The 25,656-nt window shown below is 69.2% G+C and carries 22 protein-coding genes; 13 read left to right on the top strand and 9 right to left on the bottom strand.

From position 1 onward, the window contains the following. Positions 1-160: 160 nt before the first annotated feature. From MMB17_RS12195 to MMB17_RS12185, 3 genes are all read left to right on the top strand, one after another. A complete protein-coding gene (locus tag MMB17_RS12195) occupies positions 161-1,792 on the top strand; it encodes an alpha-D-glucose phosphate-specific phosphoglucomutase (protein WP_241098930.1) in 1,632 nt (543 codons plus the stop codon). 88 nt (positions 1,793-1,880) lie between these two features. Then, positions 1,881-3,104 carry a GNAT family N-acetyltransferase gene (locus MMB17_RS12190; RefSeq protein ID WP_241098929.1) on the top strand — a complete coding sequence of 408 codons (1,224 nt, stop codon included), beginning with the start codon at positions 1,881-1,883 and terminating at the stop codon, positions 3,102-3,104. After that, on the top strand, positions 3,101-4,258 hold the full coding sequence (locus MMB17_RS12185; protein WP_241098928.1) for a M20 aminoacylase family protein: 1,158 nt from the start codon (positions 3,101-3,103) through the stop codon (positions 4,256-4,258). The genes MMB17_RS12190 and MMB17_RS12185 overlap by 4 nt, the downstream gene beginning before the upstream one ends. A gap of 18 nt (positions 4,259-4,276) precedes the next feature. On the opposite strand, the gene MMB17_RS12180 is transcribed toward MMB17_RS12185, so the two are convergent. Both MMB17_RS12180 and MMB17_RS12175 read right to left on the bottom strand, forming a co-directional pair. After that, positions 4,277-5,233 carry a cation diffusion facilitator family transporter gene (locus tag MMB17_RS12180; protein WP_238311558.1) on the bottom strand — a complete coding sequence of 319 codons (957 nt, stop codon included), beginning with the start codon at positions 5,231-5,233 and terminating at the stop codon, positions 4,277-4,279. 94 nt (positions 5,234-5,327) lie between these two features. Further along, the gene (locus MMB17_RS12175; protein WP_241098927.1) at positions 5,328-6,311 is read right to left on the bottom strand and encodes an asparaginase; all 984 of its coding nucleotides are present in this window, start codon (positions 6,309-6,311) and stop codon (positions 5,328-5,330) included. Between the two features lie 192 nt (positions 6,312-6,503). Between MMB17_RS12175 and MMB17_RS12170 the strand changes: the two genes are divergently transcribed. Next, entirely contained in the window at positions 6,504-6,932 is a 429-nt protein-coding gene (locus MMB17_RS12170) for an HIT family protein (protein ID WP_238311560.1), read from the top strand. A 16-nt stretch (positions 6,933-6,948) separates the two neighbouring features. Here the strand turns inward: MMB17_RS12170 and MMB17_RS12165 are convergent, their stop codons facing one another. The 3 genes from MMB17_RS12165 to MMB17_RS12155 form a co-directional block, all read right to left on the bottom strand. After that, positions 6,949-7,356, bottom strand: coding sequence for a PilZ domain-containing protein (locus MMB17_RS12165; RefSeq protein ID WP_241098926.1), 408 nt, complete (start codon positions 7,354-7,356; stop codon positions 6,949-6,951). Between the two features lie 74 nt (positions 7,357-7,430). Next, complete coding sequence (locus tag MMB17_RS12160; RefSeq protein WP_241098925.1) at positions 7,431-7,658, bottom strand: hypothetical protein; 228 nt, start codon at positions 7,656-7,658, stop codon at positions 7,431-7,433. Between the two features lie 117 nt (positions 7,659-7,775). Next, a complete protein-coding gene (locus MMB17_RS12155; RefSeq protein WP_241098924.1) occupies positions 7,776-9,833 on the bottom strand; it encodes an NAD(+) synthase in 2,058 nt (685 codons plus the stop codon). 348 nt (positions 9,834-10,181) lie between these two features. Here MMB17_RS12155 and MMB17_RS12150 point away from each other — a divergent pair, with 348 nt between their 5' ends. Together MMB17_RS12150 and MMB17_RS12145 are read left to right on the top strand one after the other, a co-directional pair. After that, complete coding sequence (locus tag MMB17_RS12150; RefSeq protein ID WP_241102180.1) at positions 10,182-13,325, top strand: DNA translocase FtsK; 3,144 nt, start codon at positions 10,182-10,184, stop codon at positions 13,323-13,325. Between the two features lie 145 nt (positions 13,326-13,470). Next, entirely contained in the window at positions 13,471-14,412 is a 942-nt protein-coding gene (locus MMB17_RS12145) for a LolA family protein (protein WP_241102090.1), read from the top strand. Between the two features lie 16 nt (positions 14,413-14,428). Here MMB17_RS12145 and MMB17_RS12140 read toward each other — a convergent pair whose 3' ends face one another. Then, the gene (locus MMB17_RS12140) at positions 14,429-15,088 is read right to left on the bottom strand and encodes a PAS domain-containing protein (RefSeq protein ID WP_241102089.1); all 660 of its coding nucleotides are present in this window, start codon (positions 15,086-15,088) and stop codon (positions 14,429-14,431) included. Positions 15,089-15,350: 262 nt separating this feature from the next. Here MMB17_RS12140 and xth point away from each other — a divergent pair, with 262 nt between their 5' ends. Beyond that, on the top strand, positions 15,351-16,160 hold the full coding sequence (gene xth / locus MMB17_RS12135) for an exodeoxyribonuclease III (protein ID WP_241102088.1): 810 nt from the start codon (positions 15,351-15,353) through the stop codon (positions 16,158-16,160). 205 nt (positions 16,161-16,365) lie between these two features. Here the strand turns inward: xth and MMB17_RS12130 are convergent, their stop codons facing one another. Further along, entirely contained in the window at positions 16,366-17,808 is a 1,443-nt protein-coding gene (locus tag MMB17_RS12130) for an amino acid permease (RefSeq protein ID WP_241102087.1), read from the bottom strand. Between the two features lie 660 nt (positions 17,809-18,468). Here MMB17_RS12130 and rpsO point away from each other — a divergent pair. Continuing rightward, on the top strand, positions 18,469-18,738 hold the full coding sequence (rpsO, locus tag MMB17_RS12125; RefSeq protein ID WP_238311570.1) for a 30S ribosomal protein S15: 270 nt from the start codon (positions 18,469-18,471) through the stop codon (positions 18,736-18,738). A 209-nt stretch (positions 18,739-18,947) separates the two neighbouring features. After that, positions 18,948-21,176, top strand: coding sequence for a polyribonucleotide nucleotidyltransferase (gene pnp / locus MMB17_RS12120; RefSeq protein ID WP_241102086.1), 2,229 nt, complete (start codon positions 18,948-18,950; stop codon positions 21,174-21,176). A gap of 209 nt (positions 21,177-21,385) precedes the next feature. On the opposite strand, the gene MMB17_RS12115 is transcribed toward pnp, so the two are convergent. Then, entirely contained in the window at positions 21,386-21,886 is a 501-nt protein-coding gene (locus MMB17_RS12115; RefSeq protein ID WP_241102085.1) for a hypothetical protein, read from the bottom strand. Positions 21,887-22,150: 264 nt separating this feature from the next. Between MMB17_RS12115 and MMB17_RS12110 the strand changes: the two genes are divergently transcribed. The 4 genes from MMB17_RS12110 to MMB17_RS12095 all read left to right on the top strand — a co-directional run bounded on the left by MMB17_RS12110 (position 22,151) and on the right by MMB17_RS12095 (position 25,213). Further along, positions 22,151-23,656: a winged helix-turn-helix domain-containing protein gene (locus MMB17_RS12110; RefSeq protein ID WP_241102084.1), complete on the top strand. Its 1,506-nt coding sequence runs from the start codon at positions 22,151-22,153 to the stop codon at positions 23,654-23,656. A 32-nt stretch (positions 23,657-23,688) separates the two neighbouring features. Further along, positions 23,689-24,339, top strand: a complete 651-nt coding sequence (locus MMB17_RS12105; RefSeq protein ID WP_241102083.1) for a glutathione S-transferase family protein — start codon at positions 23,689-23,691, stop codon at positions 24,337-24,339. A gap of 107 nt (positions 24,340-24,446) precedes the next feature. Then, positions 24,447-24,632, top strand: coding sequence for a YgaP-like transmembrane domain (locus MMB17_RS12100; RefSeq protein ID WP_373325015.1), 186 nt, complete (start codon positions 24,447-24,449; stop codon positions 24,630-24,632). Between the two features lie 107 nt (positions 24,633-24,739). After that, the gene (locus MMB17_RS12095) at positions 24,740-25,213 is read left to right on the top strand and encodes an SRPBCC family protein (protein ID WP_241102082.1); all 474 of its coding nucleotides are present in this window, start codon (positions 24,740-24,742) and stop codon (positions 25,211-25,213) included. A 66-nt stretch (positions 25,214-25,279) separates the two neighbouring features. On the opposite strand, the gene MMB17_RS12090 is transcribed toward MMB17_RS12095, so the two are convergent. Next, on the bottom strand, positions 25,280-25,549 hold the full coding sequence (locus MMB17_RS12090; RefSeq protein WP_241102081.1) for a GlsB/YeaQ/YmgE family stress response membrane protein: 270 nt from the start codon (positions 25,547-25,549) through the stop codon (positions 25,280-25,282). Positions 25,550-25,656 lie beyond the last annotated feature (107 nt).

The following is a 25,656-nucleotide window of genomic DNA, read 5'->3' as shown; positions in this document are numbered from 1 at the left end:
CGATGCATCACAGTTAAGTTTTTCATCCAGACAGGCCCGGCCTGCGCCGATTTTCCGGAAGCCGGAGCGGCATGCGCGGTTTTTCGCAGCGCACAACCTTGCGGATCGGGCGGGATGGCTTACCGAGTCGGACGAAGTCAGCTCGAGAGGGTCCCGCCCCATGGCGTCGAAGCGCGTACCAACCACACCCTTCGCGGACCAGAAGCCGGGCACGTCGGGATTGCGGAAGAAGGTGCCGGTGTTCCGGCAACCGCACTACGTCGCGAATTTCGTGCAGTCGATCTTCGACACCATCGAGGACCGGGAGGGCGCCACCCTCGTCCTCGGCGGCGACGGGCGCTTCCTCAACCGCGAGGTGGTGCAGACCACCCTGAAGATCGCCGCGGCCAACGGCTTCGGCCGGGTCCTGGTCGGCCAAGGCGGGCTGCTCTCCACCCCCGCCGCCTCCTGCGTGATCCGCAAGCACGGCGCCATCGGCGGCATCGTCCTCTCGGCGAGCCACAATCCCGGCGGCCCGGAGGGCGATTTCGGCATCAAGTTCAACACCGCCAATGGCGGCCCTGCACCGGAGGCGGTCACCGCGGCAATCTACGAGCGCACGAAGGCGATCGAGGCCTACCGCATCGCCGAGGTGCCCGACATCGACCTCGACCGGATCGGGACGAGCCGGATCGAGGACATGCGCGTCGAGGTGATCGACCCCGTCGCCGACTACGCCGCGCTGATGCGCGAACTCGTCGATTTCGACGCGATCGCCGGGCTCTTCGCCTCGGGCTTCCGCATGCGCTTCGACGCGATGAGCGCGGTGACGGGCCCCTACGCCAAGGCGATCCTCGAAGGGGCGTTGGGCGCACCCGCCGGGACGGTAGTGAACGGCACACCGCAGGAGGATTTCGGCGGCCACCACCCGGACCCGAACCCGGTCCATTGCCATGACCTCGTCGCACTGATGAGCGGGCCGGAGGCACCGGATTTCGGCGCGGCCTCGGACGGCGACGGCGACCGCAACATGATCGTGGCCCCGGGCCTGTTCGTGACGCCGAGCGACAGCCTCGCGATCCTCGCCGCACAGGCGCATCGCGCGCCGGGCTATGCGGCGGGGCTTGCCGGAATCGCGCGGTCCATGCCGACGAGCCGGGCCGCCGACCGCGTCGCCGCCGCCCTCGGCATCCCCGCCTACGAGACGCCGACGGGCTGGAAGTTCTTCGGCAACCTGCTCGATGCCGGCAAGATCACCCTCTGCGGCGAGGAGAGTGCCGGCACCGGCTCCAACCACGTCCGCGAGAAGGACGGGCTCTGGGCCGTGCTGCTCTGGCTGAACGTGCTGGCCGCCACCGGCGAGCGTGCGGACGCGCTGGTGCGCGCGCATTGGGCGCGCTTCGGCCGCGACTACTACACCCGCCACGACTACGAGGAGATCGAGTCCGAGGCGGCCGCCAAGGTGATGGACCATTTGCGGGCGCAGTTGCCGGAGCTGCCCGGCCGCCGCGTCGGCGACTTCACCGTGAAGAGCGCCGACGAGTTCCGCTACGTCGACCCGGTGGACGGCTCCGTCTCGGACAAGCAGGGCATCCGCATCACCTTCGAGGAGGATGCCCGCATCGTCTACCGCCTGTCCGGGACGGGCACGGCAGGGGCGACGATCCGGGTCTATATCGAGCGCTACGTGAACGACCCGACCCGGCTCGAACGCCCGACCGCGGAGATTCTGGCCCCGGCGATCGCCGTCGCGGGGGCGCTGTCAGACATGGCGGCGCTGACCGGACGCGCCGAGCCGAGCGTCGTGACCTGAGAAAGAACTCCCCGTCCGTCACCCCTGCGACGGCGGATCCGGCCCGGCCCGCTTGCCGCGCCCGGCGGGCCGGCTAGAGTCGGGCGCCATGGAGACATCCGGACCTTCCGAGACCGGCAGCGCGCCCGAGCTTCAGGTGCGCGCCGTGCCGGGCCTCGCGCGCATTCCGGCAGCGGAATGGGATCGCTGCGCCACCTCGCCCGAGACGCTCTCGGCGGGGGACGAGACCTTCAACCCCTTCGTCTGCCACGCCTTCCTCTCGGCGCTGGAGGAGTCGGGCTGCGTCTCCCGGCGTACAGGCTGGCTGCCGCTCCATGTCTCGGTGGAGCGCGGCGACACCCTCGTCGCGGTGGCGCCCTGCTATCTGAAATCCCACAGCCAGGGCGAGTACGTGTTCGACCACGGCTGGGCCGACGCCTACGAGCGGGCCGGCGGCAGCTACTACCCGAAGCTCCAGGTCAGCGTGCCCTTCACCCCGGTGACCGGCCCGCGTTTCCTGATCGCCCCCGGCGAGGACGTGGACGCCGCCGCCGCCGCCCTCGTCGCCGGCCTGCGGGCGTTGCGGGCGGAAACGGAGGCCTCCTCGATCCACGTCACCTTCATGCGCGAGCGGGAATGGGCGCAGGCCGGCGCCCTCGGCCTGCTGCAGCGCACCGATCAGCAGTTCCATTTCGAGAACCCGGGCTACGGCCGCTTCGAGGACTTCCTGGAGGCGCTCAACGCCCGCAAGCGGAAGGCGATCCGCCGGGAGCGCCGCGAGGCGATGGCCGAGGGCATCGAGATCGACCGTCTCACCGGAGACGCGATCACGGAGGCGCATTGGGACGCCTTCTACGCGTTCTACATGGACACGGGCGCCCGCAAATGGGGCCGCCCCTATCTCAACCGGCGCTTCTTCTCGCTGATCGGCGAGCGGATGAAGGACCGGATCCTGCTGGTGATGGCCCGGCACGGGGAGCGCTACATCGCCGGCGCGATCAACTTCATCGGCGACGTCGCGCTCTACGGGCGCAACTGGGGCTGCATCGAGGACCGCCCCTTCCTGCATTTCGAGGTCTGCTACTATCAGGCGATCGAGTTCGCGATCGAGCGCGGCCTGAAGCGCGTGGAGGCCGGCGCCCAGGGGGAGCACAAGCTCGCCCGCGGCTACCGGCCGGTGGCCATGCGCTCCGCCCACGACATCGCCGACCCGTCCCTGCGCCGTGCCGTGGCGGAATACCTCACGCGCGAGCGCAGCTATGTGAACCAGGCGCTGGCCGAGTACGAGCGCATGACGCCGTTCCGGCAAGCTTGCGAGGGAATCCGAGAATGAGCCCGATCGACCGTATCCGCGGCTATGCGGAAGAGCTCACCGCGCTCCGGCGGGACCTCCACGCCCATCCCGAACTCGGCTTCGAGGAGGTCCGCACCTCCGGCATCGTGGCCGAGCATCTGGAGCGCTTCGGCATCGAGGTGCATCGGGGCATCGGCAAGACGGGCGTGGTCGGCGTGCTGCGGGGACGGCCCGGCTCGCGCCGCATCGGCCTGCGCGCGGACATGGACGCCCTGCCGATCGAGGAGGAGACCAACCTCCCCTATCGCTCCACCGTGCCGGGGAAGATGCATGCCTGCGGGCATGACGGGCACACCACCATGCTGATCGGCGCCGCGCGCTACCTGGCCGAGACCCGGGACTTCGACGGCACCGCCGTGTTCGTGTTCCAGCCGGCGGAGGAGGGACTGGGCGGCGCCCGGGCCATGATCGCCGACGGCTTGTTCGAGAAGTTCCCGGTCGACGAGATCTACGCGGTCCACAACGCCCCGCACGGGCCGCAGGGCCGCTTCTTCCTCAAGCCCGGCCCGGCCATGGCCGCGGCCGACTTCTTCGACATCCGCATCACCGGCCGCGGCGCCCATGCCGCCCAGCCGAACCAGGGGATCGACCCGATCGTGGTGGCGACCGCCCTCGCCCAGGCCATGCAGTCGATCGTCAGCCGCAACGCCGATCCGCTGAAGGCGGCCGTCGTCTCGATCACCCAGATCCATGCGGGTGCGGCCTACAACGTCATCCCGGAGAGCGCGCATCTGGCCGGGACGGTGCGGACCTTCGACGCCGAGCTGCGCAAGCTCGTCGCCGCCCGCATCCGCGAGGTCGCCGCCGGCATCGCCGCCGCCTTCGGGGCGACGATCGACGTCGAGATCCGCGACGTCTTCTCGGTGCTCGAGAATAGCGCGGCGCCGTCCGCCGCCGCGCTCGAGATTGCCCGGGAGGTGTTCGGAACGGAGAACGTGGAGCCGGAGGCCAAGCCCCGCATGGGCAGCGAGGATTTCGCGGACATGGTCGCCGCCGTGCCGGGCGCCTATGCCTGGATCGGCGCGGCCCCCGGCCCCGGCCTGCACAATGCGAAGTTCAACTTCGACGACGCGATCATCCCGCTCGGCGCGGCCTATCTCGCGCGGATCATCGAGCGGCGCTGCGCAGCCTGATCCGCGGCGGGCGGCGCCTCAGGCCATCGTGGTCCGATGGGTCGCCCGCGACTGGATCTCCACGAAGACCCGGGTGACGTCGGGCGCCTCGGCCTTGATGCGGGCCTCCAGGCGGCTGACCGCCTGCTCGATCTCGCCCGCCGGCACGGAATCCTCCACGTCCAGGCTCACATTCACCAGGATGTCGGAGGGGCCGAGATGCTGGGTGAGCACCTCGTTGACATGGCGCACCGCCCGCTCGCCCCGCACGGCGGAGCGGATCGCGGCGACCACCTCCGGGTCGGCGCCCTCGCCGATCAGGAGGCCGTGCGTCTCGATCATCAGGAAGATCGACATGCCGACGAGCACGAGCCCGATGCCGATCGAGGACCAGCCGTCGAGGACGGGCATGTCGAGGAGATGGCCCGCCACCACGCCGGCCATGGCGATGACGAGGCCGATCAGCGCCGCCACGTCCTCGACCAGGATCGTGTAGAGGGCCGGGTCCTTGCTGCGCCGGATCGCGGTGATGGCCGAACGCTGGCCCTTCTCCGCCCAGAACTGGCGGATCGCGACGAGGCAGGAATAGCCTTCCGCCAGGATCGCGAATCCGAGGATCGCGACGTTCACCCAGAAGCCGGAGAGATGGAAGCCGAGCAGCGTCGCATCGGCCGGCGGCTCGGGATGCTGGATCTTGTGGGCCCCCTCGTAGATCGCGAAGATGCCGCCGCCGAGGAAGATGAACAGCGCCACCACGAAGGCGTAGAAATAGACCTCCCGCCCGTAGCCGAACGGGTGCTTCGCATCCGCCGGCTTCTCGGCCCGCTTCAGCCCGACGAGGAGCAGGATCTGGTTGGCGGTATCGACCAGCGAATGCGCCCCCTCGGCCAGCATGGCCGTGGAGCCCGTGAGGAAAGCGCCGACGAACTTCGCGGCGGCGATCGCGAGGTTGGCGCCTGCCGCCGTGTAGATCGCAGCGGTGCTCTCATGCGCCATGCGCGTTCGTCCTTGTCGGTCGGTGGAGATGGAGAGGCCAAGCGTGGCCTTTTCGTGCGGGCCTAACGCGCGCACTGGCCAGGGGATCCTTGCGTCAGCCGGCGAGGCTCGCGAAGGCCTCGGCGAGATCTGCCCCCTCGGTGCCGAGCACGACCGCCGCCAGGATGCGGGCCTTCTGACCGGAGAGATCGCCGGCGAAGATCGCGCCCGCCCGCTCCAGATCCTTGCCGCCGCCATTGCCGTAGATCGGCTTCACGCGCCCCTCCGGACAGCGAGAGGCGACGATGACCGCCGTGCCGGCGGCCACGATCTCCGCCACGGCCGCGGCGACGGCGGGCGGCGCGTTTCCGCGGCCGAAGCATTCGAGGACGATCGCCTTCGCCCCGCTCCGGGCCGCAAAGCGGATGAGACGGTCGGAGGCGCCCAGCGCGAGGCGCAGGAGCTCGACCTCCGTCTCGATCCGGGTCGCCGGAAACTGGCGCCGCAGGATCGGGCGCCGATGGAGCGTCACCAGGGTCCCGTCGACCTCGCCGAGCTTGCCGTGCTCGCCGGAGCGGAAGGTGTCCGTGCGGGAGGCATGGGTCTTCGTCACGTCCCGCGCCGCGTGGAAATCGCCTTCGAAGCAGATCACCGCACCGAGGCCGCGGGCCAAGGGCGACGCGGCGAGGCGCACCGACTCGGCGATGTTGCGCGGGCCGTCCGTATCCGGCGCATCCGCGCTCCTCTGCGCCCCGGTGAAGACCACCGGCTTCTCGCCGGCCACGACGAGATCGGCGAGGAAGGCGCTCTCTTCCATCGTATCGGTGCCGTGCGTGACCACGACCCCGTCGCAGGCGGGATCGGCGAGGCGCTCGGCCACGCGCCGGGCGAGGGCGAAGGACAGGGGCAGATCCATCGCCGAGCTGCCGATACGGCAGAAATCGTCGATGACGAGATCGATCCCCGCGAGCCGGTCGTGCAGGCTCTCCCGCAGGGCGGCCCCGCTCACCGAAGCGACGACATCGGCCGGGGCGCCCTCCGTCTCCCGTGCCGTCGAGGCGATGGTGCCGCCGGTGGTGACGAGATCGATGCGGGGCATGATTCTCCTCGGCATGCGCGCGCGGCCTCATAGCCGAGACCACCGTTCGGCCGAAAGCCCGGGCGCGAGGGCCGGCGCGGATGTGGACGCGGGGCGGTCGCCTGTGCATCGTGCCGGCCCTTGAGAGCGCCCCCGGCGACCGCGAGACCGGTTCGACCCGGGAGGAGCCGGACAGAAGGCTTGGAGCCGCCGATGAGTACCGCCTACGACCCGAGCAACATCTTCGGAAAGATCCTGCGCGGCGAGATCCCGGCCCACAAGGTCTACGAGGACGAGCAGACCCTCGCCTTCATGGACGTGATGCCACAGGGCGAAGGCCACACCCTGGTGGTCCCGAAGGCGCCCGCGCGCGGGCTGCTCGACGCGGATCCGGAATCCCTCGCGGCGCTGATTCGCGTCGTCCAGAAGGTCGGCCGGGCGGTGAAGCAGGCCTTCCAGGCCGACGGCCTCACGCTGTTCCAGTACAACGAGCCGGCCGGCGGCCAGACGGTGTTCCATCTGCATTTCCACCTCGTGCCGCGGCACGAGGGCGTTCCGCTGAAGCGGCACGAGGGCGGCATGGCCGATCAGGCGGTGCTCGCCGAGCACGCGGCGCGCATCCGGGCCGCGCTGGAGGCCTGAGCGGCCGCAGCTCCGCTCAGGCCGGGCTGCGGGCCTGAGCGGGAGCGCCGAGCTTCGTCAGGAGCGTGCGCAGCGTCGCGTTCTCCGCTTCGAGTTCCGCCACACGCTTGAGCAGGGCGGTCACGGACGGGTCGACCGCTGCCGCGGCAGGTTCGACCCGTTTCTCGTTCTGGGCCGAACGAAAAGCCACACCGACGGCCTCGTTGCTCCGCCAGCACAGGGTCGCGCGATAGTTCTCGTCCCTGGCGGGGATGTGAATGTCGAAGACCTCGGGCAGGGTCGTGGTCTCGCTCAGCTCCAGGCGGGCACCGCGATCTGATATGTCGCGGATGAGGCAATCCATACTGGACGACCCATAATTGAAGCTGATCAGCCCCTTGAGAAAGGTCTTCTTGCGCGCGACTGCGCGCTGCTCCGCGCTCATCCCCTGTCTCCGCTGCGGGTCAACCTGATGGAGATCCAGCGTTGCGCTTCACCCCTTAAGGAATGCTCAGCGCATTATCCGAAACGTCGATCGACCGCCTGAAAAAGGTAGAAACCATTGAAGCGCACCCCGGTGGCGGCGGCCTTTCCGTCGAAGCCGCGGGGCACGCCCGCCGCCTCCTCCACACGGCCCTCGAAGGTCCAGCGGCCGCCGGTGACGAAACGGGGCACGGCGTGGCTCTCGGGAACGGCGCAGCAGAGGGACTCGCCGCCCTTGCGGCGGAACAGATTGTAGCTGCGCATCGGTGGTCCTCCGCTTCGCCGCACCCTCGCGGCCGGAGATAGGCCGACAATCAGACGGGTTTGTGTCTGGATGAGGCGGGCGACCCCGCCGCGTGCGTCACCGCACGAGGCGCCCGGTCACGATTCCGGGATGTTCCGCGCCCACTCGTCGAGCCAGGCTTTCGCGGACGCGTCGGAGGGTGCGCGCCAGTCGCCGCGGGGCGACAGCGAGCCGCCGGCGGAGACCTTCGGCCCGTTGGGCAGGGCCGAGCGCTTGAACTGGCTGAAGCGGAAGAAGCGGTCGAGGAACACGCCGAGCCAGCGACGGATCACCGGCAGGTCGTAGGCGACCCGCTTCGCCGGCGGGAAATCCGCCGGCCAGGATCCGGCCTCGACGTCACCCCAGGCATGGAGGGCAAGGAAGGCGATCTTCGAGGGCCGGAAGCCGTGCCGCAGCGTGAACCAAAGATTGAAGTCCTGAAGGGCGTAGGGGCCGATCTTGGCCTCCGTGCTCTGCGGGCCTTCCCCTTCCGCTGCCGGCACCAGCTCCGGCGAGATCTCGGTGTCGAGGATCGCCCGGAGGGTGCGGTTCTCCTCCGGCCCGAACTGGCCCGTGGCGATCACCCAGCGGATCAGGTGCTGGATCAGGGTCTTGGGCACGCCGGCATTGACGCCGTAATGGCTCATCTGATCGCCGACGCCGTAGGTGCTCCAGCCGAGCGCCAGCTCCGACAGATCGCCCGTGCCGATGACGATGCCGCCATTCTGGTTGGCGAGGCGGAACAGGTAGTCCGTGCGCAGGCCCGCCTGCACGTTCTCGAAGGTGACGTCGTAGACCGCCTCGCCCCGTCCGTAGGGGTGGCCCATGTCGGTGAGCATCTGCCGAGCGGCCGGGCGGATGTCGATCTCGGCCGCGCTGATGCCGAGCGCCTTCATCAGGGCGAGGGCGTTGGTCTTGGTCTCGTCCGAGGTGGCGAAGCCCGGCATGGTGTAGCCGAGGATGTCGGAGCGCGGGCGGCCGAGGCGGTCGAAGGCCTTGGCGAGCACGATCAGGGCATGGGTCGAATCGAGGCCGCCCGAGACGCCGATCACGGCCCTTTTGGTGCCTGTCGCCTCCAGCCGCTGCACGAGCCCGGCGACCTGGATGTTGTAGGCCTCGTAGCAATCCTGGGCGAGGCGGGCCGGATCGGACGGGACGAAGGGGAAGCGCTCCACGTTGCGGCGCAGGCCGAGATCGCCCGCCGGCGGATCGAGCCGGAAGCCGATCCGCCGGAACGGGCGGCCCCGATGGCGGGCATTGTCGTCGAAGCTGCCGTTGGAGAAGCGCTCCTGGGCGATCAGGTCGAGGTCGATATCCGCGATGGTGACGAGGGGCTGGGCGGGAAACCGCTCGCCTTCGGCAAGGCGCACGCCGTTCTCGTCGATACTGGTCTGGCCATCCCAGGACAGGTCGGTGGTGGATTCGCCCAAGCCCGCCGCGGCGTAGACATAGGCGCACAAGCCCCGCATCGAGGCCGCCCGCGAGAGCATGGCCCGCGACTCCGCCCGGCCGACCGTAATGGGGCTGCCCGACAGGTTGGCGAGCACGCTCGCCCCCGCCAACGCCGCCTCCATGCCGGGGGCCTGGGGCACCCACAGATCCTCGCAGACCTCGATGCCGAGGACGAAGCCCCGCAAGTCCTCGGCGGCAAACAGCAGGTCGATGCCGAAGGGCACCTCGCAGCCTGCGACCCGGATGGTCTCCCCGGCGATCCCGGCGCCAGAGGCGAAGTGCCTTTTCTCGTAGAATTCCCGGTAGTTCGGCAGGTAGCTCTTGGGCACCACGCCGAGCAGGCGGCCCCGGTGCAGGGCGAGGCCGCAATTGTAGATCCGGTTGCGCCAGCGCAGGGGCGCGCCGACCACGAGAACCGGCGTCAGCGCTTCGGAGGCCAGGCGGATCCGCTCCAGAGCGGCCTCGACGCCATCGAGCAGCGTGGCCTGGAGGAAGAGATCCTCGCTCGCATAGGCCGAGAGGTTCAATTCGGGAAAGACCGCCAGGGCGGCCCCCTCCGCGTGGCAGCTTTGCGCGAGCGCCACCGTCTGCTCGGCATTGGCGGCCGGATCGCCCGGATGGCTGCGGCCCGTGCAGGCGGCGACCCGGGCGAAGCCGTGGCGGTAGAGCGAGCGGAAGTCTTTCGCGGCCTCGGGTGTCGTCACGGCGCTCGGGCGCTCCCTGCCATCGCCGCTAGAACGCGGCACCGAGATGATTCTGGGGTCGGCAACGGCCTCTGTCGAGCGCCCGATCCGACAGGGCCGCCGTCGCGGCGGGCGCATGGCCGAGACGGGTTCAGAACAGCCCCGGCGGCAAGCCGGGCAAGCGTTCGTTAACGACGATCCTCCTAACTGGGGGAGAACCGCTCCAGGGGGAGCAGGACCTTGTTTCGAGTACTTTCACAGCTCATGCGCGCATCGGGACGGCCTCCGTATTCCCATCGTGATCCATCGCGTCCGGGCCGTGGCGGCGACCGCCTCGACCTCTCCATCGGGGCCATCGCCAACCGGCTGATGACCCTGCGCTCGAATTTCGGTCGCCGCGCCGGCGGGCCACAGGTCCCGGCCGGGCGCCGGCATGATCCCCATCTCGCGCCGCAGCCGCAGAGCTGGCTGACGCCGCCGCGGGCCATGCTCGGAGCGGAAGGGGGCTTCGAACCGCTGCCGCACGACGCCTATGCGCTCGTACCGCACCCTGCCGACGGGCTGTCGACCCAGGTGCCGGATCCCGCGCCCTGGAACGATCCGAGCCTGGCGCCCCAGGGCCGCCGGCCGATGCCGGAGATGCCCTACGAGAGCCGCATCGACACGCAGGCATCGAGCCCCGGCGTGCTGATCCGGACGCCCCGGCGCCCGGAAGCCATCGCCCCCGAGCACGGGCAGGCCATGCCGATGCCGCCCCAGCGCGCCACCGCGCCGGCCCTGAGCCCGGAGGCGGTGCGTTTCGTGCGCACCCCCGATTCCGTGCTGATGGAGCGGCGCCAGCGGGCGCTCGAAGCCGAGCGCGAGGCGCAGCGCCAGGCCGAAGCCCTGGCCGAGGCGCAAGCCGCGGCTCTGGCGGCGGCCGAGGCCGCCCGCGCGGCGGCGGAAGCCGAGGCGCTCCGCCTGGAGGAACTCGCCGCCGAGGCCGCGCTCGCCGCCGCGCAGGAAGCCACGCGCGAGACCGTCCCGCTCTGGCGCCAACCCTTCACGCCGCCGCCCGGCGTCCGCTACTTCCGCACCCCCGACCGGCCGCGCAAGATCGAGCCGGCCGCCGAGCCGATGGAGGCCGAGCTGTTCGTACCGGAGGCCGCGGCCTTCGCTGAGGCCGAGGTGCAGGAATTCGCCCACGAGGTGATCGCGCCGGCCGCGGCCGAACCCGCGCCGTCATTGGCCGCCGACTGGTCCGAGGTGCCGGATTGGTCCGATCTGCACGACGGCTTCGGCTTCGCCGATTCTGCGGCGATCGACACCTGGGCGTCCCTGCAAATGATGCCGGCCGTCGTTCAGCCGGAGGCCGTCATCGCCGCAGCGCCCGCCCCGCAGGCGCCCCGCATCTCCGCCATGGCGGCGCGCGCGGCGATCCGGCCGGTGCGGCGGGCGGTGCCCGTGGCCACGTCCGAGCTGGCTCAGGTCCCTGTGCCGGCGCCCCTCTCGGTCACGGCGCATCTGGCGCCCCTCGCACCCGGCTACCTCTCGCCCTTCGTGCTCTCCGCGCTCTCGGCGGTGGCGAGCCCCAAGGTCATGCAGGCCGAGCCGGCCGAGGCCGTCGTCGCGCAGGAAGCGGCCATCGCCGTGCCCTCCGTCGCCACGGTTGTGCCGACCGCGATCCCACCGCGCCCCGTTCTTCTGCGTTCGCCCAAGACCGCCTCGAACGACGAACCGATGGCGGAGGAGGCTTTCGACGAGGCACCCGCGGTCGAGGCGGAGATCGTGGTGGAGGCGGTTCCCGAGGAGTCCGCGCCCGCTCAGACTGTCCAGGCGCTACCCCGGGCCGTCCTGCCCGAGCGCACGGCCCTGATCCCAGCCAACCGCCACATCCCGATGTCCTTCGTCGGCAGCGAGGATTACGAGCTGCCCTCCCTCGAGCTGCTCGCCCTGCCGGCGCCGGTGGACGGCGAGGAGGTCGATGCCGACGAGCTGGAGCAGAACGCCCTCAACCTGCAGCAGACGGTCCAGGATTTCGGCGTGCGCGGGGATATCCTGGCCGTGCGGCCCGGCCCCGTCGTCACCCTCTACGAGCTCGAACCCGCCCCCGGCACCAAGTCCAGCCGCGTGATCGGTCTGTCGGACGACATCGCCCGCTCGATGTCCGCCGTCTCCGCCCGCGTCGCCGTGGTGCCCGGCCGCAACGTGATCGGCATCGAACTGCCGAATCCGGTGCGCGAGACCGTGTATCTGCGCGAACTCCTGTCCTCGGTCGATTTCGTCGAGACCAAGCACAAGCTCGCTCTGTGTCTGGGCAAGAACATCGGCGGCGAGCCGATCATCGCCGACCTCGCCCGCATGCCCCACCTGCTCGTCGCCGGCACCACCGGATCCGGCAAGTCGGTCGCCATCAACACCATGATCCTCTCGCTCCTCTACCGGCTCAAGCCCGAGGAGTGCCGCCTGATCATGGTCGATCCCAAGATGCTGGAACTCTCCGTCTACGACGGCATCCCGCACCTGCTCTCCCCCGTCGTCACCGACCCCAAGAAGGCGGTCATCGCCCTCAAATGGGCCGTGCGCGAGATGGAAGAGCGCTACAAGAAAATGGCCAAGATCAGCGTGCGCAACATCGACGGCTACAATGCCCGGATGAAGGAGGCGCGCGCCAACGACGAGATCATCACCCGCACCGTCCAGACCGGCTTCGACCGCAACACCGGCGAGGCAGTGTTCGAAGAGGAGGAGATGGACCGCTCGGCGCTGCCCTACATCGTGATCGTGGTCGACGAGATGGCCGACCTGATGATGGTGGCGGGCAAGGACATCGAGGGCGCGATCCAGCGGCTGGCGCAGATGGCGCGCGCGGCCGGCATCCACCTGATCATGGCCACGCAGCGTCCCTCGGTCGACGTGATCACCGGCACGATCAAGGCCAACTTCCCGACGCGGATCAGCTTCCAGGTCACCAGCAAGATCGACAGCCGCACGATCCTGGGCGAGATGGGCGCCGAGCAGCTGCTCGGTCAGGGCGACATGCTGTTCATGGCCGGCGGCGGCCGCACCACCCGCGTGCACGGACCGTTCTGCTCGGATGCCGAGGTCGAGAGCGTCGTCGCCCATCTCAAGCGCCAGGGCCGACCCGCCTATCTCGAGGCCGTCACCGCCGATGACGGCTCCTCGGAGCCCGAGACCGGCAAGAAGGGCAGCCGCACCTCGAAGGCCGACAAGGAGGAAGCCGCCGAGATCGAGGAGGCCGACCTGCCGGTCTTCGATGCGAGCGCCTTCACCGCCGCGGCGGGGGCCGATGCCGAGCTCTACGAGCAGGCCATCGCCGTGGTGCTGCGGGACAAGAAGGCCTCGACCTCGTACATCCAGCGCCGCCTGCAGATCGGCTACAACCGCGCCGCCTCGATCATGGAGCGGATGGAGATCGACGGGATCGTCGGCCCGGCCAACCATGCCGGCAAGCGCGAGATCCTGGTCGAGGGGATGGCCGCACCGTCCTCCGGCTACGACGACGACGAGTGAGAGGCGGCGCCCGCGTCGCATATTCGCCACAGCCGCAGGCTCTAACCCAGGCCTGCGGCTGCCTCCCGCCGGGACGACCCCTGTCGGACCGCGGAACCTTCCAGGGCCGCCTGACAAGCCCCGCACGCGACGGAGACCCCGCCCGATGACTGGCCGCCGAATCCTGCCCGCCGCCGGTCCCGTGCTTCTCGCCGCCACGCTCGCCCTGCAGCCCCTGCCGGCCACCGCGCAGGTCTCCTCCTTCCTCGACGGCCTGTTCGGCCGCAAGGAACAGCCTGCACCGGAGCCGGCGCCCGAGCCGGAGGCCGCCCCGGTGCCCCCGACCGCCAAGAAGGCTCCGCCGGCCAAGCAGGCGCAGGACAAGACGGCTCCCGACAAGGCCGGCAAGACGAAGAGCAGCGCCGACAAGGCGGCCAGCGATAAGCTCGGCAGCTCCAAGGCATCGCCAAAGACCGCCGCGCAGCCAGCAGAAGCGAAGGTCGCCGCCATCGGCGCGCCGAATGCCGGCGCCGCCATGGAGGATCTCGATCAGGCCACCGTGCTGGAGCGCGCCAACGCCTATTTCAACGGCTTCCAGACCCTGACCGGCAGCTTCATCCAGACCGGCGCGGACGGGCGCCGGATCGGCGGCAAGCTGACTCTGTCGAAGCCGGGCCGCCTGCGCTTCGAATACGACCAGCCCTCGCCCCTCGAAGTCGTCGCCGACGGCACCTCCGTGGCCATCCGCGACCGCAAGCTCGGCACGCAGGACCTCTACTTCATCTCGCAGACGCCGCTGAAATTCCTGCTCCGCGAGAAGATCGACCTCGCCCGCGACCTCACGGTCACCGAGGTCACGAACGATCCCAACGGCTACCGCGTGGCCCTCGAGGATCGCTCGACCCTCGGCGGCACGTCGCGGATCCAGCTGTTGTTCGATGCCGAGATGAAGACGCTGTCGCAGTGGCGGATCACCGACCCGCAGGGCTACCTGACCACCGTGCAGCTCTCGAATCTGCAGAAGGGCAAGGCGGTCGACATGTCCCTGTTCTTCATCAATTACGGGCGCGCCGAGGACAAGGCGATTCAGCAGCAGCTGCAGCGCTGACCCGCGCGGCGCCGCGTCAGTTCAGGGAACGGCGGCTTTCGAGGCGCAGGGCGCGGGCGATCTCGCGGCCCGTTTCCAAAAGGAGCGCGTCGACGAGACGGCGGAGCACCGGCATCCGCAGGCGCTCCGTGAGATCGCGCTGAGCGATGGCATGGTCGGCCAAGCGTTCCAGCAGGCGGCTGCGCTCATCCGGCGTCTCGCCGCTTGCGGCCCGGTTCTCGGACACGTCGATGAGGATGCCCCGGCTGGCGAGCGGCTGGCACTTCTCGTCGACCGTCATGCGCCCGCGGGCGAGGACCCAGCGGACGCGCCCCTCGCTATCGATCGTGCGATACTCGGCCTCGAAGGGACCGCCGCCATCCGCGTAAGCGGCCGAGACCGCCTTCGCGAGGAAGTCCCGATCCTCCGGATGGCAGCCGGCCAGGAAGGCTTCGAGCGGAACGCCCACACGCCCCGCCTCGACGGGGATGCCGAACGCCTCCGCGCAGCCCGGCGAACAGCGCACGAGATCGAGCCGTGCATCGGTGTCCCATACGCCCAGAAAGCCCGCTTCCGTCAGGATGGCCGTTTCGCTGGAACCGATCGACTTGGGCGGTAGCATCCTTGGAACAATCTGTTTGGCCGCAACCGATCTATGCGTGAACGACCGCCTATTGGGCATGTGCGGGAGCCTCATCGAAAGGTGCTGGGAGGACCGGCATCCCCGCCAAGCCGCGGATCATCTCTGGCCAGCATCGCATACATAATCACGAGCTAGGATCGCATATATAAATTGTACGCAAAAAGACAATTCAGGCATGAAAAAAGCATATAGAGACTACCACCTCAGGTTGCTGTATCCGGCGCGCCACGTTTCCGTCCCATCGCTTTCCTCACCCTTGCCTCTCCCAAGCGATCGACAAGACGGCTAAGGCTGCCCGAGCCCTGGGAGTGCTGCCTTGCGCCTGACCGTCACCACCTGGAACATCAATTCCGTCCGTCTTCGCATCGACTCGGTGTTGCGGTTCCTGGCGGAGACCAAGCCCGACATCCTCTGCCTGCAGGAGACGAAGTGCCCGGACGACGCCTTTCCCCTGAAGGCGCTGCGCGGGTCCGGTTACGAGCATGTCGAATTCGCGGGCCAGAAGGGCTATAACGGTGTCGCCATCCTGTCGCGCTTTCCCCTCCTGACCCGCTCGGTGATGGGCTTCTGCGAGAGGCAGGACGCGCGCCATATCTCCGCGGTTCTGGGGGCGGCGGCGGGCCCGGCGGCAGGCCTCGTACTCCACAATTTCTACGTTCCTGCCGGTGGCGACGTGGCCGACCGTACCCTCAACCCGAAGTTCGCGCACAAGCTCGACTTTCTGGCGGAGCTGCGGGCCTGGGGCGGCAAGCGCGTCTCCGGCCCCGCGATTCTTGTCGGCGACCTCAACGTGGCGCCGCTGGAGCACGACGTCTGGTCTCACAAGCAGCTTCTCGACGTGGTAAGCCACACCCCCGTCGAAACCGAGACGCTGGAGACCCTGCGCGGCGAGGCGGAGTGGGTCGACACGGCGCGGCTGCTCACCCCGGAGCCCGAGAAGATCTACACGTGGTGGAGCTACCGCTCCCCCGACTGGGCCGCGGCCAACAAGGGCCGGCGTCTCGACCATGCCTGGGTCTCGCCGGACCTCGCGGGCACGGTGCGCAACGTCGAGGTCGCCCGGCACGTGAGGGGATGGGAGAGGCCCTCCGATCACGTTCCCGTCACGCTGACCCTGGAGCTGTGAAAGGGGAACAGCGCCGCGCGCTCCCGCATTGGGTTCACGAAACCGTGTCCCGATCGGAGTTTGAGACCCTATGCGCACGATCCTGCGCCAGATCCTCGTCGTGTTCCTGCTGCCCAAGGCCATCGGCTGGCTGCGCCGCCGCTACGGCGGCGGCCGGGCCGCGGGCCCTCACCGCGGCTACTGATCCCGCCTTCGCAGCCTCTCCCTATTCGGCCCGGATCCCACGATCCGGGCCGTTGCCGATGCGGTGGCGCCCGTAGCCGAACCAGATCGCGAGGCCGAGGACGAGCCACGCGAAGAGCCGGATCCAGGTGTCACCCGGCAAGCCCGCCATCAGGGCAAGGCAGGCCAGGATGCCCAGGACGGGCACCAGCGGGCCGCCGGGCACACGGAAGGGCCTCGGCCGATCCGGCTCGGTGCGACGCAGGATCAATACGCTCAGGCAGACCAGGATGAAGGCGAACAGGGTGCCGATGCTGACGAGCTCGCCGAGCAGGTCGATCGGCACCAGGGCCGCCACGAGGGCGGTGGCGAAACCGATGGCGGCCTGGCTCATCCATGGGGTGCGGCGGTGGGCATGGACCTGCGCGAACAGGTCGGGCAGCATCCGGTCCCGGGCCATGGCATAGAAGATCCGCGCCTGCCCGTAGAGGGCGGTCAGCGTCGAGGTGGTGAGCCCGACGAGCGCGCCCACCTTGATCAGGACGGCGAAGGCGCCAAACCCGATCGTGTCGATCGCCCTGGCGATCGGATCGGTCACCCCGAGGTCCCGGTAGGGCACGAGCCCCGTCAGAACGGCCGCCACCGCGACGTAGAGAAGCGTGCTGACGACGAGCGCTCCGATCAACCCGATCGGAGCGTCGCGCTGCGGATCGCGAGTCTCGCCCGCGGCTGCGGAGACGGTCTCGAAGCCGATATAGGCGAAGAACACCACGCCGGCTCCGCGGAGGACGCCGCTCCAGCCGAAGGCGCCGAAGCTGCCCTCGTTGGGCGGAACCAGGGGCGACCACAGCGCCGGGCGCAGATGCGCCGCCCCGACCAGCACGAAGGCGAGGATGATGGCGACCTTCAAGGCCACCATGGCCGCGTTGACCTTCGCCGCCTCCCGGCTGCCGAGGATCAGGAGCGCGCTCAGAGCCAATACGATGCCGCCGGCCGGCAGATTGAGACGACCGCCCTCCCCCGGCGCCGCCGCCAGCGCCGCGGGCAGATGCAACCCCGCATCGGCCATCAGGCTCTGGGCATAGCCTGACCAGCCCACCGCCACGGTCGCGGCGGCGAAGGCGAATTCGAGCACGAGGTCCCAGCCGATGATCCAGGCGGCGAGCGCCCCGAGCGTCGCGTAGGTGTAGCTGTAGGTCGAGCCCGAGGCCGGGATCATCGCGGCCAGCTCGGCGTAGCACAGGCCGACGAGGCCGCTCGCGATTCCTCCGAGCAGGAAGGACAGCATCAGCCCGGGCCCGGCATAATGCGCCGCCGCCGTCCCGGTGAGCACGAAGATCCCCGCCCCGATCGTGGCTCCGACGCCGATGCAGACGAGGCTGAAGGCGGACAGGTTCCGGGCAAGTCCCGGCCCGTCCCCGCCGCCAGCTTCCGCCTGGAGAATATCCGCAACCGGTCTGCGGGCGATGGAGGTGCTGTCGACCATGGCTCTCCCTCTGGCGCCCAAGGGACGCAAATCCCGGGCGGGGATGACGGTTCGGTATCGTGCGGGAGAACCGACGGCCCGCAGCCGACGGGTCATCGGATTTGAAACGCAGGACACCCTATATCGGATAGGCCGTCACCAGCAGGCAGACGACGTCGACGGTCGCCTTGTGCCGAATCGATCGTACGCGTGGGTTCGTCCCGACCGGGGCTTCGAGAGGCCCCTCATAGACACGCTTTACACCGAACGCGCCGACTCTCTCGCGGACGAGCTCGACCCGCCCAGCTCGGCAAGAAGCGCATGGCTGGCGCCGGAATCACGAAATTGATGCAGCGTCACGAAGGAGATGCCTTCAATGTGACTCTCGAACGCGGCTCCTGCAAACAGCGGGCAAGATCGACCTTGCTATACCATCCGCGTCATTAATGTCGGCGGAGACCCGTCTGCCCCGATCGGGCCAGCAGGCGCGAACCCCGCCTCTGGCGTTCCCCCCGCTTTCGTGTATGTATCCGCCCGCCTCGACCCGGCTGACGGGCGGGGCTTGCGTTGCTTGTGCGATGACCGTGCTGGACGACATCCCGGCACCGGCCGATCCGCAGGCTGATGGCGCCCTTCGATGAGGGCGCCGGGAAGACCCACCATCGAACCGAAAGGCCAGCGATGTCGATCACGGCAGAGCGCAAGACCGCGCTCATCAAGGAATACGCCAAGGGCAACAAGGACACCGGTTCGCCGGAGGTGCAGATCGCCCTTCTCTCCGAGCGGATCACCAACCTGACCGCCCACTTCAAGACCCACGGCAAGGACAACCACTCCCGCCGCGGCCTCCTGAAGCTGGTCTCGCAGCGCCGCTCGCTGCTCGACTACCTGAAGCGCAAGGACGAGCCGCGCTACCGCGCCCTCATCGAGCGCCTCGGCATCCGCCGCTAAGGCGAAGACGACTCGCGCGGCCCCTCCGAGGGGCCGCGCTTTCCATATGGACCCTCCGGGCATGGGGCTCGGGGATGTCCAACCCGGGCGGCTTCGAGGCACGAGGCGCCAGGGCAGGATCGCCGGACGCTCGGCGCGAAGTCGAGCGTCCCGCCGTCTTGCCACTGGCGGTGCCGGGCTCGCCCGATCCGTATGAAGGCAAGAGACATATGTTCGACGTTCAACGCGAAGAGCTGATCTGGGGCGACCGCAAGCTCGTCCTCGAGACCGGCAAGGTCGCCCGCCAGGCCGACGGGGCCGTGGTCGCCACCTACGGCGAGACCACCGTGCTCGCCACCGTCGTGTCGGCCAAGGAGCCGAAGCCCGGCATCGACTTCCTGCCGCTCACCGTGAACTACCAGGAACGCGCCTACGCCGCCGGCCGCATCCCGGGCGGCTACTTCAAGCGCGAGGGCCGTCCCTCCGAGAAGGAGACCCTGGTCTCCCGCCTGATCGACCGCCCGATCCGTCCGCTCTTCATCGAGGGCTGGCGCAACGACACCCAGGTCGTCGTCACCGTTCTGTCCCACGATCTCGAGAACGACCCGGACGTCGTCTCGATGGTCGCGGCCTCCGCCGCTCTCACCCTGTCGGGCGTCCCCTTCATGGGTCCGATCGGTGCGGCCCGCGTCGGCTACATCAACGGCGGCTACAAGCTGAACCCGCTCGTGACCGAGATGGACGAGTCGAGCCTCGACCTCGTCGTCGCCGGCACGCAGGACGCGGTGCTGATGGTCGAGTCGGAGGCCAAGGAGCTCTCCGAGGAGGTCATGCTCGGCGCCGTGATGTTCGGCCACAAGCATTTCCAGCCGGTCATCGAGGCGATCATCCGGCTGGCCGAGAAGGCCGCCAAGGAGCCGCGCGACTTCTCCCCGCCGGAGAACGCCGACGTCGAGACCGCCGTGCTGGAGATCGCCGAGGCCGATCTGCGCGAGGCCTACAAGAAGACCGTCAAGCAGGAGCGCTACGCCGCCGTCGACGCCGTGAAGGCGAAGGTCGTGGCCGCCCTCTGCCCGGCCGAGGGCGAGCAGAAGTTCAACCCCGAGAAGGTCAAGGCGGCCTTCAAGGAGGCGCAGTCCAAGGTCGTCCGGTGGAACATCCTCGACACGGGCTCGCGCATCGACGGTCGCGACGTGAAGACGGTCCGCCCGATCCTCTCCGAGGTCGGCGTGCTGCCCCGCGCCCACGGCTCGGCGATCTTCACCCGCGGCGAGACGCAGGCCCTGGTCGTCGCCACGCTCGGCACCGGTGAGGACGAGCAGTTCATCGACGCCCTGGAAGGCACCTACAAGGAGACCTTCCTGCTGCACTACAACTTCCCGCCCTATTCGGTGGGTGAGACCGGCCGTATGGGCTCCCCCGGCCGCCGCGAGATCGGCCACGGCAAGCTCGCCTGGCGCGCGATCCACCCGGTGCTGCCGCCGGCCCACGAGTTCCCCTACACGATCCGCGTGGTCTCCGAGATCACCGAGTCGAACGGCTCGTCCTCGATGGCCTCGGTCTGCGGCGGCTCGCTGTCGCTGATGGATGCGGGCGTGCCCCTGCGCCGTCCGGTCGCCGGCATCGCCATGGGCCTCATCCTCGAAGGTGAGCGCTTCGCGGTGCTGTCCGACATCCTCGGCGACGAGGATCATCTCGGCGACATGGACTTCAAGGTGGCCGGCACCGAGGAGGGCATCACCTCCCTCCAGATGGACATCAAGATCGCCGGCATCACCGAGGAGATCATGAAGGTCGCCCTCGCCCAGGCGAAGGACGGCCGCGCCCACATCCTCGGCGAGATGGCCCAGGCCCTGACCGCGGCCCGTCCCGAGCTCGGCGAGTACGCGCCGCGTATCGAGACGATGCAGATCCCCACCGACAAGATCCGCGACGTGATCGGCACCGGCGGCAAGATCATCCGCGAGATCGTCGAGAAGACCGGCGCCAAGATCAACATCGAGGATACTGGCGTCGTGAAGATCGCCTCCTCGGACGGCAAGGCGATCAAGGCGGCCTATAACTGGATCCGCTCCATCGTCGCCGAGCCGGAGGCCGGCACGATCTATGACGGCACCATCGTCAAGATCATGGAGTTCGGCGCCTTCGTGAACTTCTTCGGCGCCAAGGACGGCCTGGTCCACATCTCCGAGCTGGCGCCGCAGCGCGTCGCCAAGGTCGGCGACGTGGTCAAGGAAGGCCAGAAGGTGAAGGTGAAGTTCCTCGGCCAGGACGAGCGCGGCAAGATCCGCCTGTCCATGAAGGTCGTCGATCAGGAGACCGGCGAGGACATCACGGAGAAGCTCAAGGCCGAGCGCGCCGCCCGCGGCGAGCCCGAGCAGGAGGAGCGCGGCGACCGTGGCGATCGCGGCCCGCGCCGCGACCGCGGCGAGCGCCGCCGCGAGAGCGCCGGGGAGTAAGCTCCTCTTCGCTCCGTCTCATCGGATGATCCGAGAAGCGCGGCCCCCGGGCCGCGCTTTTTTCATGTCCGCTCGCCCTCGCTGGCGCGGCGCTTGGAGCAGACCAGCCATCTCAACCAAGCGCACAGCTTCGCCGCCTCCGACAACGCCGTGCGCCTGCCGAGCTAGTCGCGCTTCGATCTGGGGCTGCCTGCGGCGGGGCGTATTCTCTAACGCCGCGAGGTCTTCTGCATCGGCATCTGGAAGTCGCCCTGCCACTGGCCGGTGAAGTCCGTGGGCGAGCTGAAGGCGACGGAGAACGAACCGTTGCCCTTGAGGCCGGCGAACTCGCCGGTGCCCTTCTTCGTCCGGAACTGGCCCTCGGCGGTCACGCGGCCCATCGGATCCGTGGCGATCGTGCCGGTATAGGGACTCGAGGTGGTGCCGCCGGGCGTCACGAAGACGATCGTGCCCTTCACCGTGCCCTGGCCATCCTTGAGCAGGCTGACGTCGTTGAAGCGCACCGTCGCGCCGTCGAGGGGGGTTCCGGGACCGGCATTGGTGCCCGAGGCCGTCTTGGCGATCCGGACCTGCCCGGCCTTGCCGATCGGTTGGGCGGACTGACTGTCGACATGCGCGTTGAAGGTGCCGCCGAGCGGCATGGCCTGCGTGACGGGGGCCAGCGCGGCGAGGGTGATGGCGGCGAGCGCCGTGCGGATCGTGCGAGTCATCGGGTGTGCCTCCCTCTCGGATTTGTCCCGTACGGGACGGCGGCGGCCGAAGCCGCCGATGCCGGACCCTAGATCGCGGCTCGAAGCCGGATCCCGAAGCATTCCTGAGGGCGGCTGAAGATTCTCCGAAATTTTCTGATATCGTCGCCGCAACCGGGTTCGAAACAAGACATATTCCGGACAATGGATCGCATCGACCTCGTCGACGTCGTTCTGGATCTGCAGCGAGAGCAAGTCGTCGCGCGAGACGGAAGGCGCCTGGACTTGAGGCCGCGCGCTTTCGACGTGCTCCGTCATCTCGCGAGCCGGGCGGGCGAACTCGTCAGCAAGGACGATCTGCTCTCGATCTGCTGGCCGAACGTGGTGGTGACGGAGGATTCCCTCACCCAGTGCATCTGCGAGATCCGGCGCGTGCTCGGCACGCAGGGGCGCGACCTCATCCGCACGGTCCCGCGTCGCGGCTACCTGCTGGTGCTCCCGGAAGCCGAAGCGCCGTCCGCCCCAGCGTCGGCGCAAACGGCCCGGATCCAGGGCTCGTTCTGGCAACCGATCGCGGTGCTGCCCTTCGACGAGTTCGGGAGCCCGCAGCCGGGCTTCGCCGGCCTCGGCGCAGGTTTCGCCGAGGATCTGACCACGGAGCTCGCCCGCAATCGCCACATCACCGTGATCGCCCGGCAGAGCGCCTTCGCGGCGCGGGCGAGCGCCAGCACCTCGTCCGAGATCGCCCAACGGCTCGGCGTGCGCTACGTCCTCGAAGGCAGCGTACGGCATGCGGGGACGAATCTCATCGTCAACGCGCAGTTGATCGACGGGCGGGACAGCCGGCACATCTGGGCGCAGCGCTACGCCGTGCCCCGCGAAGCCTTCTTCGCGATGCAGGACGACCTGATCGCCCGCATCGTCACCGCCCTCTTCGCCGGGCTCTGCGAAGCGGAGCAGATCGCGCATCTCGCCTGTGCGGCCTCCCCGTCGAGCGCTCACGACCTCACGATGCAGGCCATCGCGCATCTCAATCAATTCAGCCGGCGCGATCTGCTGCTGACGCACGCGGCCCTGGACCGCGCCCTCGAACTCGATCCCACGCTCTCGACCGCCTACAGCCTGAAGGGCCTCGCCGCGGCCACCGACGCGGCGCTCGCGCTCTCGGGAACCTATGGCCCCGAGGCGCTGCCCCAGGCCGAGGCCATGATCCGCAGAGGGCTGGACCTGAACCCCGCGAGCCCGATCGGCCATCGCGCCCTGAGCTATCTTCTGGTCCTGCGCGAGCGCTACGAAGAAGGTCTCGCCGCCGCGGAACGCAGCCTCGCCCTCGCCCCGCACGATACCGGCGGTCTCGCCTTCCTCGCGATGGCGCAGACCGCCTCCGGACTCTCTGCGCCGGCCCTCACGAATGCCGAGCGGGCGCTCGCCGAGAGCTCCGTGCCCCCCGCAACCTACGCCGCCGCCGCAGCCGCCGCGCATTACGCCCTGGGCCAGTCCGAGGAGGCACGGCGCCTCGCGACCCTCGCCCTCGACCGGAGCCCAGGCTATACGATCGCATACGCCCTCGCCGCCGCCGCGGAGATCGCCTGCGGGCGCCTGGAGGAAGCCGGGACCCGCATCGAGACGCTCCTGCGGCACAGCCCGAAATTCTGTACCGGGTCGCTGCGCGTCCGCACGATCTACGGCAGCGACCACGCGCTCGGTCGCCGTTTCGTCGAAGCCCTCGGGCGAAGCGGTCTTCCGGACCAGGCCGAACCCGCTGCCGTGCTCGTCCTCGGCGGGGTATGAGCCCCGGGCACAGCAAGCAGCAGGAGCGTGCGATGAGCGAGGACCTCGTCTTCTATACCCATCCGATGTCCCGCGGCCGGATCGTCCGCTGGATGCTGGAGGAGGTCGGCCAGCCCTACCGGACGGAGCTCCTCGGCTTCGGCACCTCGATGAAGTCGCAGGATTACCGGGCGATCAATCCGATGGGGAAGGTGCCGGCGATCCGGCACGGCGACACGGTCGTGACCGAATGCGCGGCGATCCTCGCCTACCTCGCCGACGCCTTCCCGCAGGCCGGTCTCGCCCCCGCGCCCGAGAGCCGGGCCCGCGGCCCCTATTACCGCTGGCTGTTCTTCTGTGCGGGGCCGGTGGAGGCGGCGGCAACCAACAAGGCCCTCTCCGTGGTCGTACCCGACGATCCGCGGATGCAGGGCATGGTCGGCTATGGCAGCCTGGGCGCCGTGCTGGACGCTCTGGAGGGCGCGGTCGCGAACAGGGGGCACGTGGCAGGCGAGCACTTCAGCGCCGCCGATCTCTATCTCGCCGCCCATCTCGGCTGGGGCATGCAGTTCGGAACCATCGAGAAGCGCCCGGCCTTCCAGACTTACGTGGGGCGCCATTTCGACCGCCCCGCCGCCCGGCGCGCCCGGGAAATCGACGACGCCCTGCTCGCGGAGCAACAGGGGTCCGCTTCGGCAAGCTGAAGCGGAACAGGTTGCGCCGGGCGGCGTTCGTCCGGCGCAACAACAGGAGTGCTTTCGTGGCCGACGACCTGATCCCAAGCGTGTTCAAGGGAGAGCAGAACCTCTCCATGACCGAGCGTGCCGTGTCCGTGGCGTTGGGACTCGGGCTCGCGGCCGCCGCCGCGCAGCCGCGCCCGAACAAGTTCCTGAGCCTCGCCGCCCTGGTGGCAGGTGCGGCGATCGCCATCCGGGGGGCGACCGGGCATTGCCCCGTCAAGGCGTTGACCGAAGGCGGGCACGACTACGCCGCCTGAGGCGAGGCGTCCTCGACCTTTGGGCAGGTTGCCGCCTGCCGCGCCTGATCCATGTTAGCTCCCGCCGAGCCGCCCGAACCAACAGGCTCGGCTGGAGGAAACGAAAAATGATCAAGCACGTCCTGTGGGCCGCGACCCTCGTCGCGGCTCCGTTCGCGTCCGCCCAGGCCCTCGAAGTCACCAAGACGGCGGAGGTCGCCGCGCCGCCCGCCAAGGTCTGGAAGACGATCGGCACCTTCTGCGGAATCGGCGATTGGCACCCGGCCGTCGAGAAATGCACGCTGGCCGAGAAGGGTGGCAAGACGGTGCGCACGCTGAGCCTGAAGGGCGGCGGCGAGATCGTCGAGGAGCAGGTCTCCCGCGACGAGAAGAAGATGGATTACACCTACACCATCCTGCAGAGCCCGCTGCCGGTCTCCGACTATAAGTCGACGCTCTCGGTGGCGCCCAACGGCGCCGGCTCGAAGCTGACTTGGACCGGCTCGTTCAAGGCCAAGGGGGCCCCCGACGCCAAGGCCCAGGAGGTGATCGGCGGGATCTACGAGGCCGGGTTCAATGGCATCGCCGACAAGGCGAAGTGATCCCCGAAAATAACGAGGGGCGCCCGATCCGGGCGCCCCTTCCATGCGGAACGGTGTCCCCCGCGGTCAGAGCGAGTTGCTGCTCGTGCGGCTGGCGACGAAACCGTAGATCCCCAGCACGATGCAGGCGCCCACGATCGAGGCGATGAAGCCGGCGCCCTGGTTCGGCCCGTACCAGCCGACCGCCTGCCCGATGAAGGTCGCCACGAAGGCGCCGACGATGCCCAGGATGGTCGTCAGGATGAAGCCCGACGGCTCGTAGCGGTCGCCCGGCATGAGAAACTTCGCGATGACGCCGGCCACGAAGCCGATGATGATGGTCCAGATGATACCCATGGTGAAGGCTCCCTCAGCCTTGGCCGTAATCCTCTCTTGAACGCGCGAGGCGACGGGCCGGTTGCTCGAAACCAGGGCCCCGAGCCAGGATTCTTTAGCGAAGCTGC

The sequence above is a fragment of the Methylobacterium organophilum genome, assembly GCF_022533465.1.
Classification (GTDB): Bacteria; Pseudomonadota; Alphaproteobacteria; order Rhizobiales; family Beijerinckiaceae; genus Methylobacterium; species Methylobacterium organophilum.
This window is presented reverse-complemented; position numbering and strand designations above follow the sequence as displayed.

Coding starts and splice junctions, on each gene's coding strand:
- MMB17_RS12195 (WP_241098930.1), top strand. CDS start 161: ATGGCGTCGAAGCGCGTACCAACCACACCCTTCGCGGACCAGAAGCCG.
- MMB17_RS12190 (WP_241098929.1), top strand. CDS start 1,881: ATGGAGACATCCGGACCTTCCGAGACCGGCAGCGCGCCCGAGCTTCAG.
- MMB17_RS12185 (WP_241098928.1), top strand. CDS start 3,101: ATGAGCCCGATCGACCGTATCCGCGGCTATGCGGAAGAGCTCACCGCG.
- MMB17_RS12180 (WP_238311558.1), bottom strand. CDS start 5,233: ATGGCGCATGAGAGCACCGCTGCGATCTACACGGCGGCAGGCGCCAAC.
- MMB17_RS12175 (WP_241098927.1), bottom strand. CDS start 6,311: ATGCCCCGCATCGATCTCGTCACCACCGGCGGCACCATCGCCTCGACG.
- MMB17_RS12170 (WP_238311560.1), top strand. CDS start 6,504: ATGAGTACCGCCTACGACCCGAGCAACATCTTCGGAAAGATCCTGCGC.
- MMB17_RS12165 (WP_241098926.1), bottom strand. CDS start 7,356: ATGAGCGCGGAGCAGCGCGCAGTCGCGCGCAAGAAGACCTTTCTCAAG.
- MMB17_RS12160 (WP_241098925.1), bottom strand. CDS start 7,658: ATGCGCAGCTACAATCTGTTCCGCCGCAAGGGCGGCGAGTCCCTCTGC.
- MMB17_RS12150 (WP_241102180.1), top strand. CDS start 10,182: ATGACCCTGCGCTCGAATTTCGGTCGCCGCGCCGGCGGGCCACAGGTC.
- MMB17_RS12145 (WP_241102090.1), top strand. CDS start 13,471: ATGACTGGCCGCCGAATCCTGCCCGCCGCCGGTCCCGTGCTTCTCGCC.
- MMB17_RS12140 (WP_241102089.1), bottom strand. CDS start 15,088: ATGAGGCTCCCGCACATGCCCAATAGGCGGTCGTTCACGCATAGATCG.
- MMB17_RS12130 (WP_241102087.1), bottom strand. CDS start 17,808: ATGGTCGACAGCACCTCCATCGCCCGCAGACCGGTTGCGGATATTCTC.
- rpsO (WP_238311570.1), top strand. CDS start 18,469: ATGTCGATCACGGCAGAGCGCAAGACCGCGCTCATCAAGGAATACGCC.
- pnp (WP_241102086.1), top strand. CDS start 18,948: ATGTTCGACGTTCAACGCGAAGAGCTGATCTGGGGCGACCGCAAGCTC.
- MMB17_RS12115 (WP_241102085.1), bottom strand. CDS start 21,886: ATGACTCGCACGATCCGCACGGCGCTCGCCGCCATCACCCTCGCCGCG.
- MMB17_RS12105 (WP_241102083.1), top strand. CDS start 23,689: ATGAGCGAGGACCTCGTCTTCTATACCCATCCGATGTCCCGCGGCCGG.
- MMB17_RS12100 (WP_373325015.1), top strand. CDS start 24,447: ATGACCGAGCGTGCCGTGTCCGTGGCGTTGGGACTCGGGCTCGCGGCC.
- MMB17_RS12095 (WP_241102082.1), top strand. CDS start 24,740: ATGATCAAGCACGTCCTGTGGGCCGCGACCCTCGTCGCGGCTCCGTTC.
- MMB17_RS12090 (WP_241102081.1), bottom strand. CDS start 25,549: ATGGGTATCATCTGGACCATCATCATCGGCTTCGTGGCCGGCGTCATC.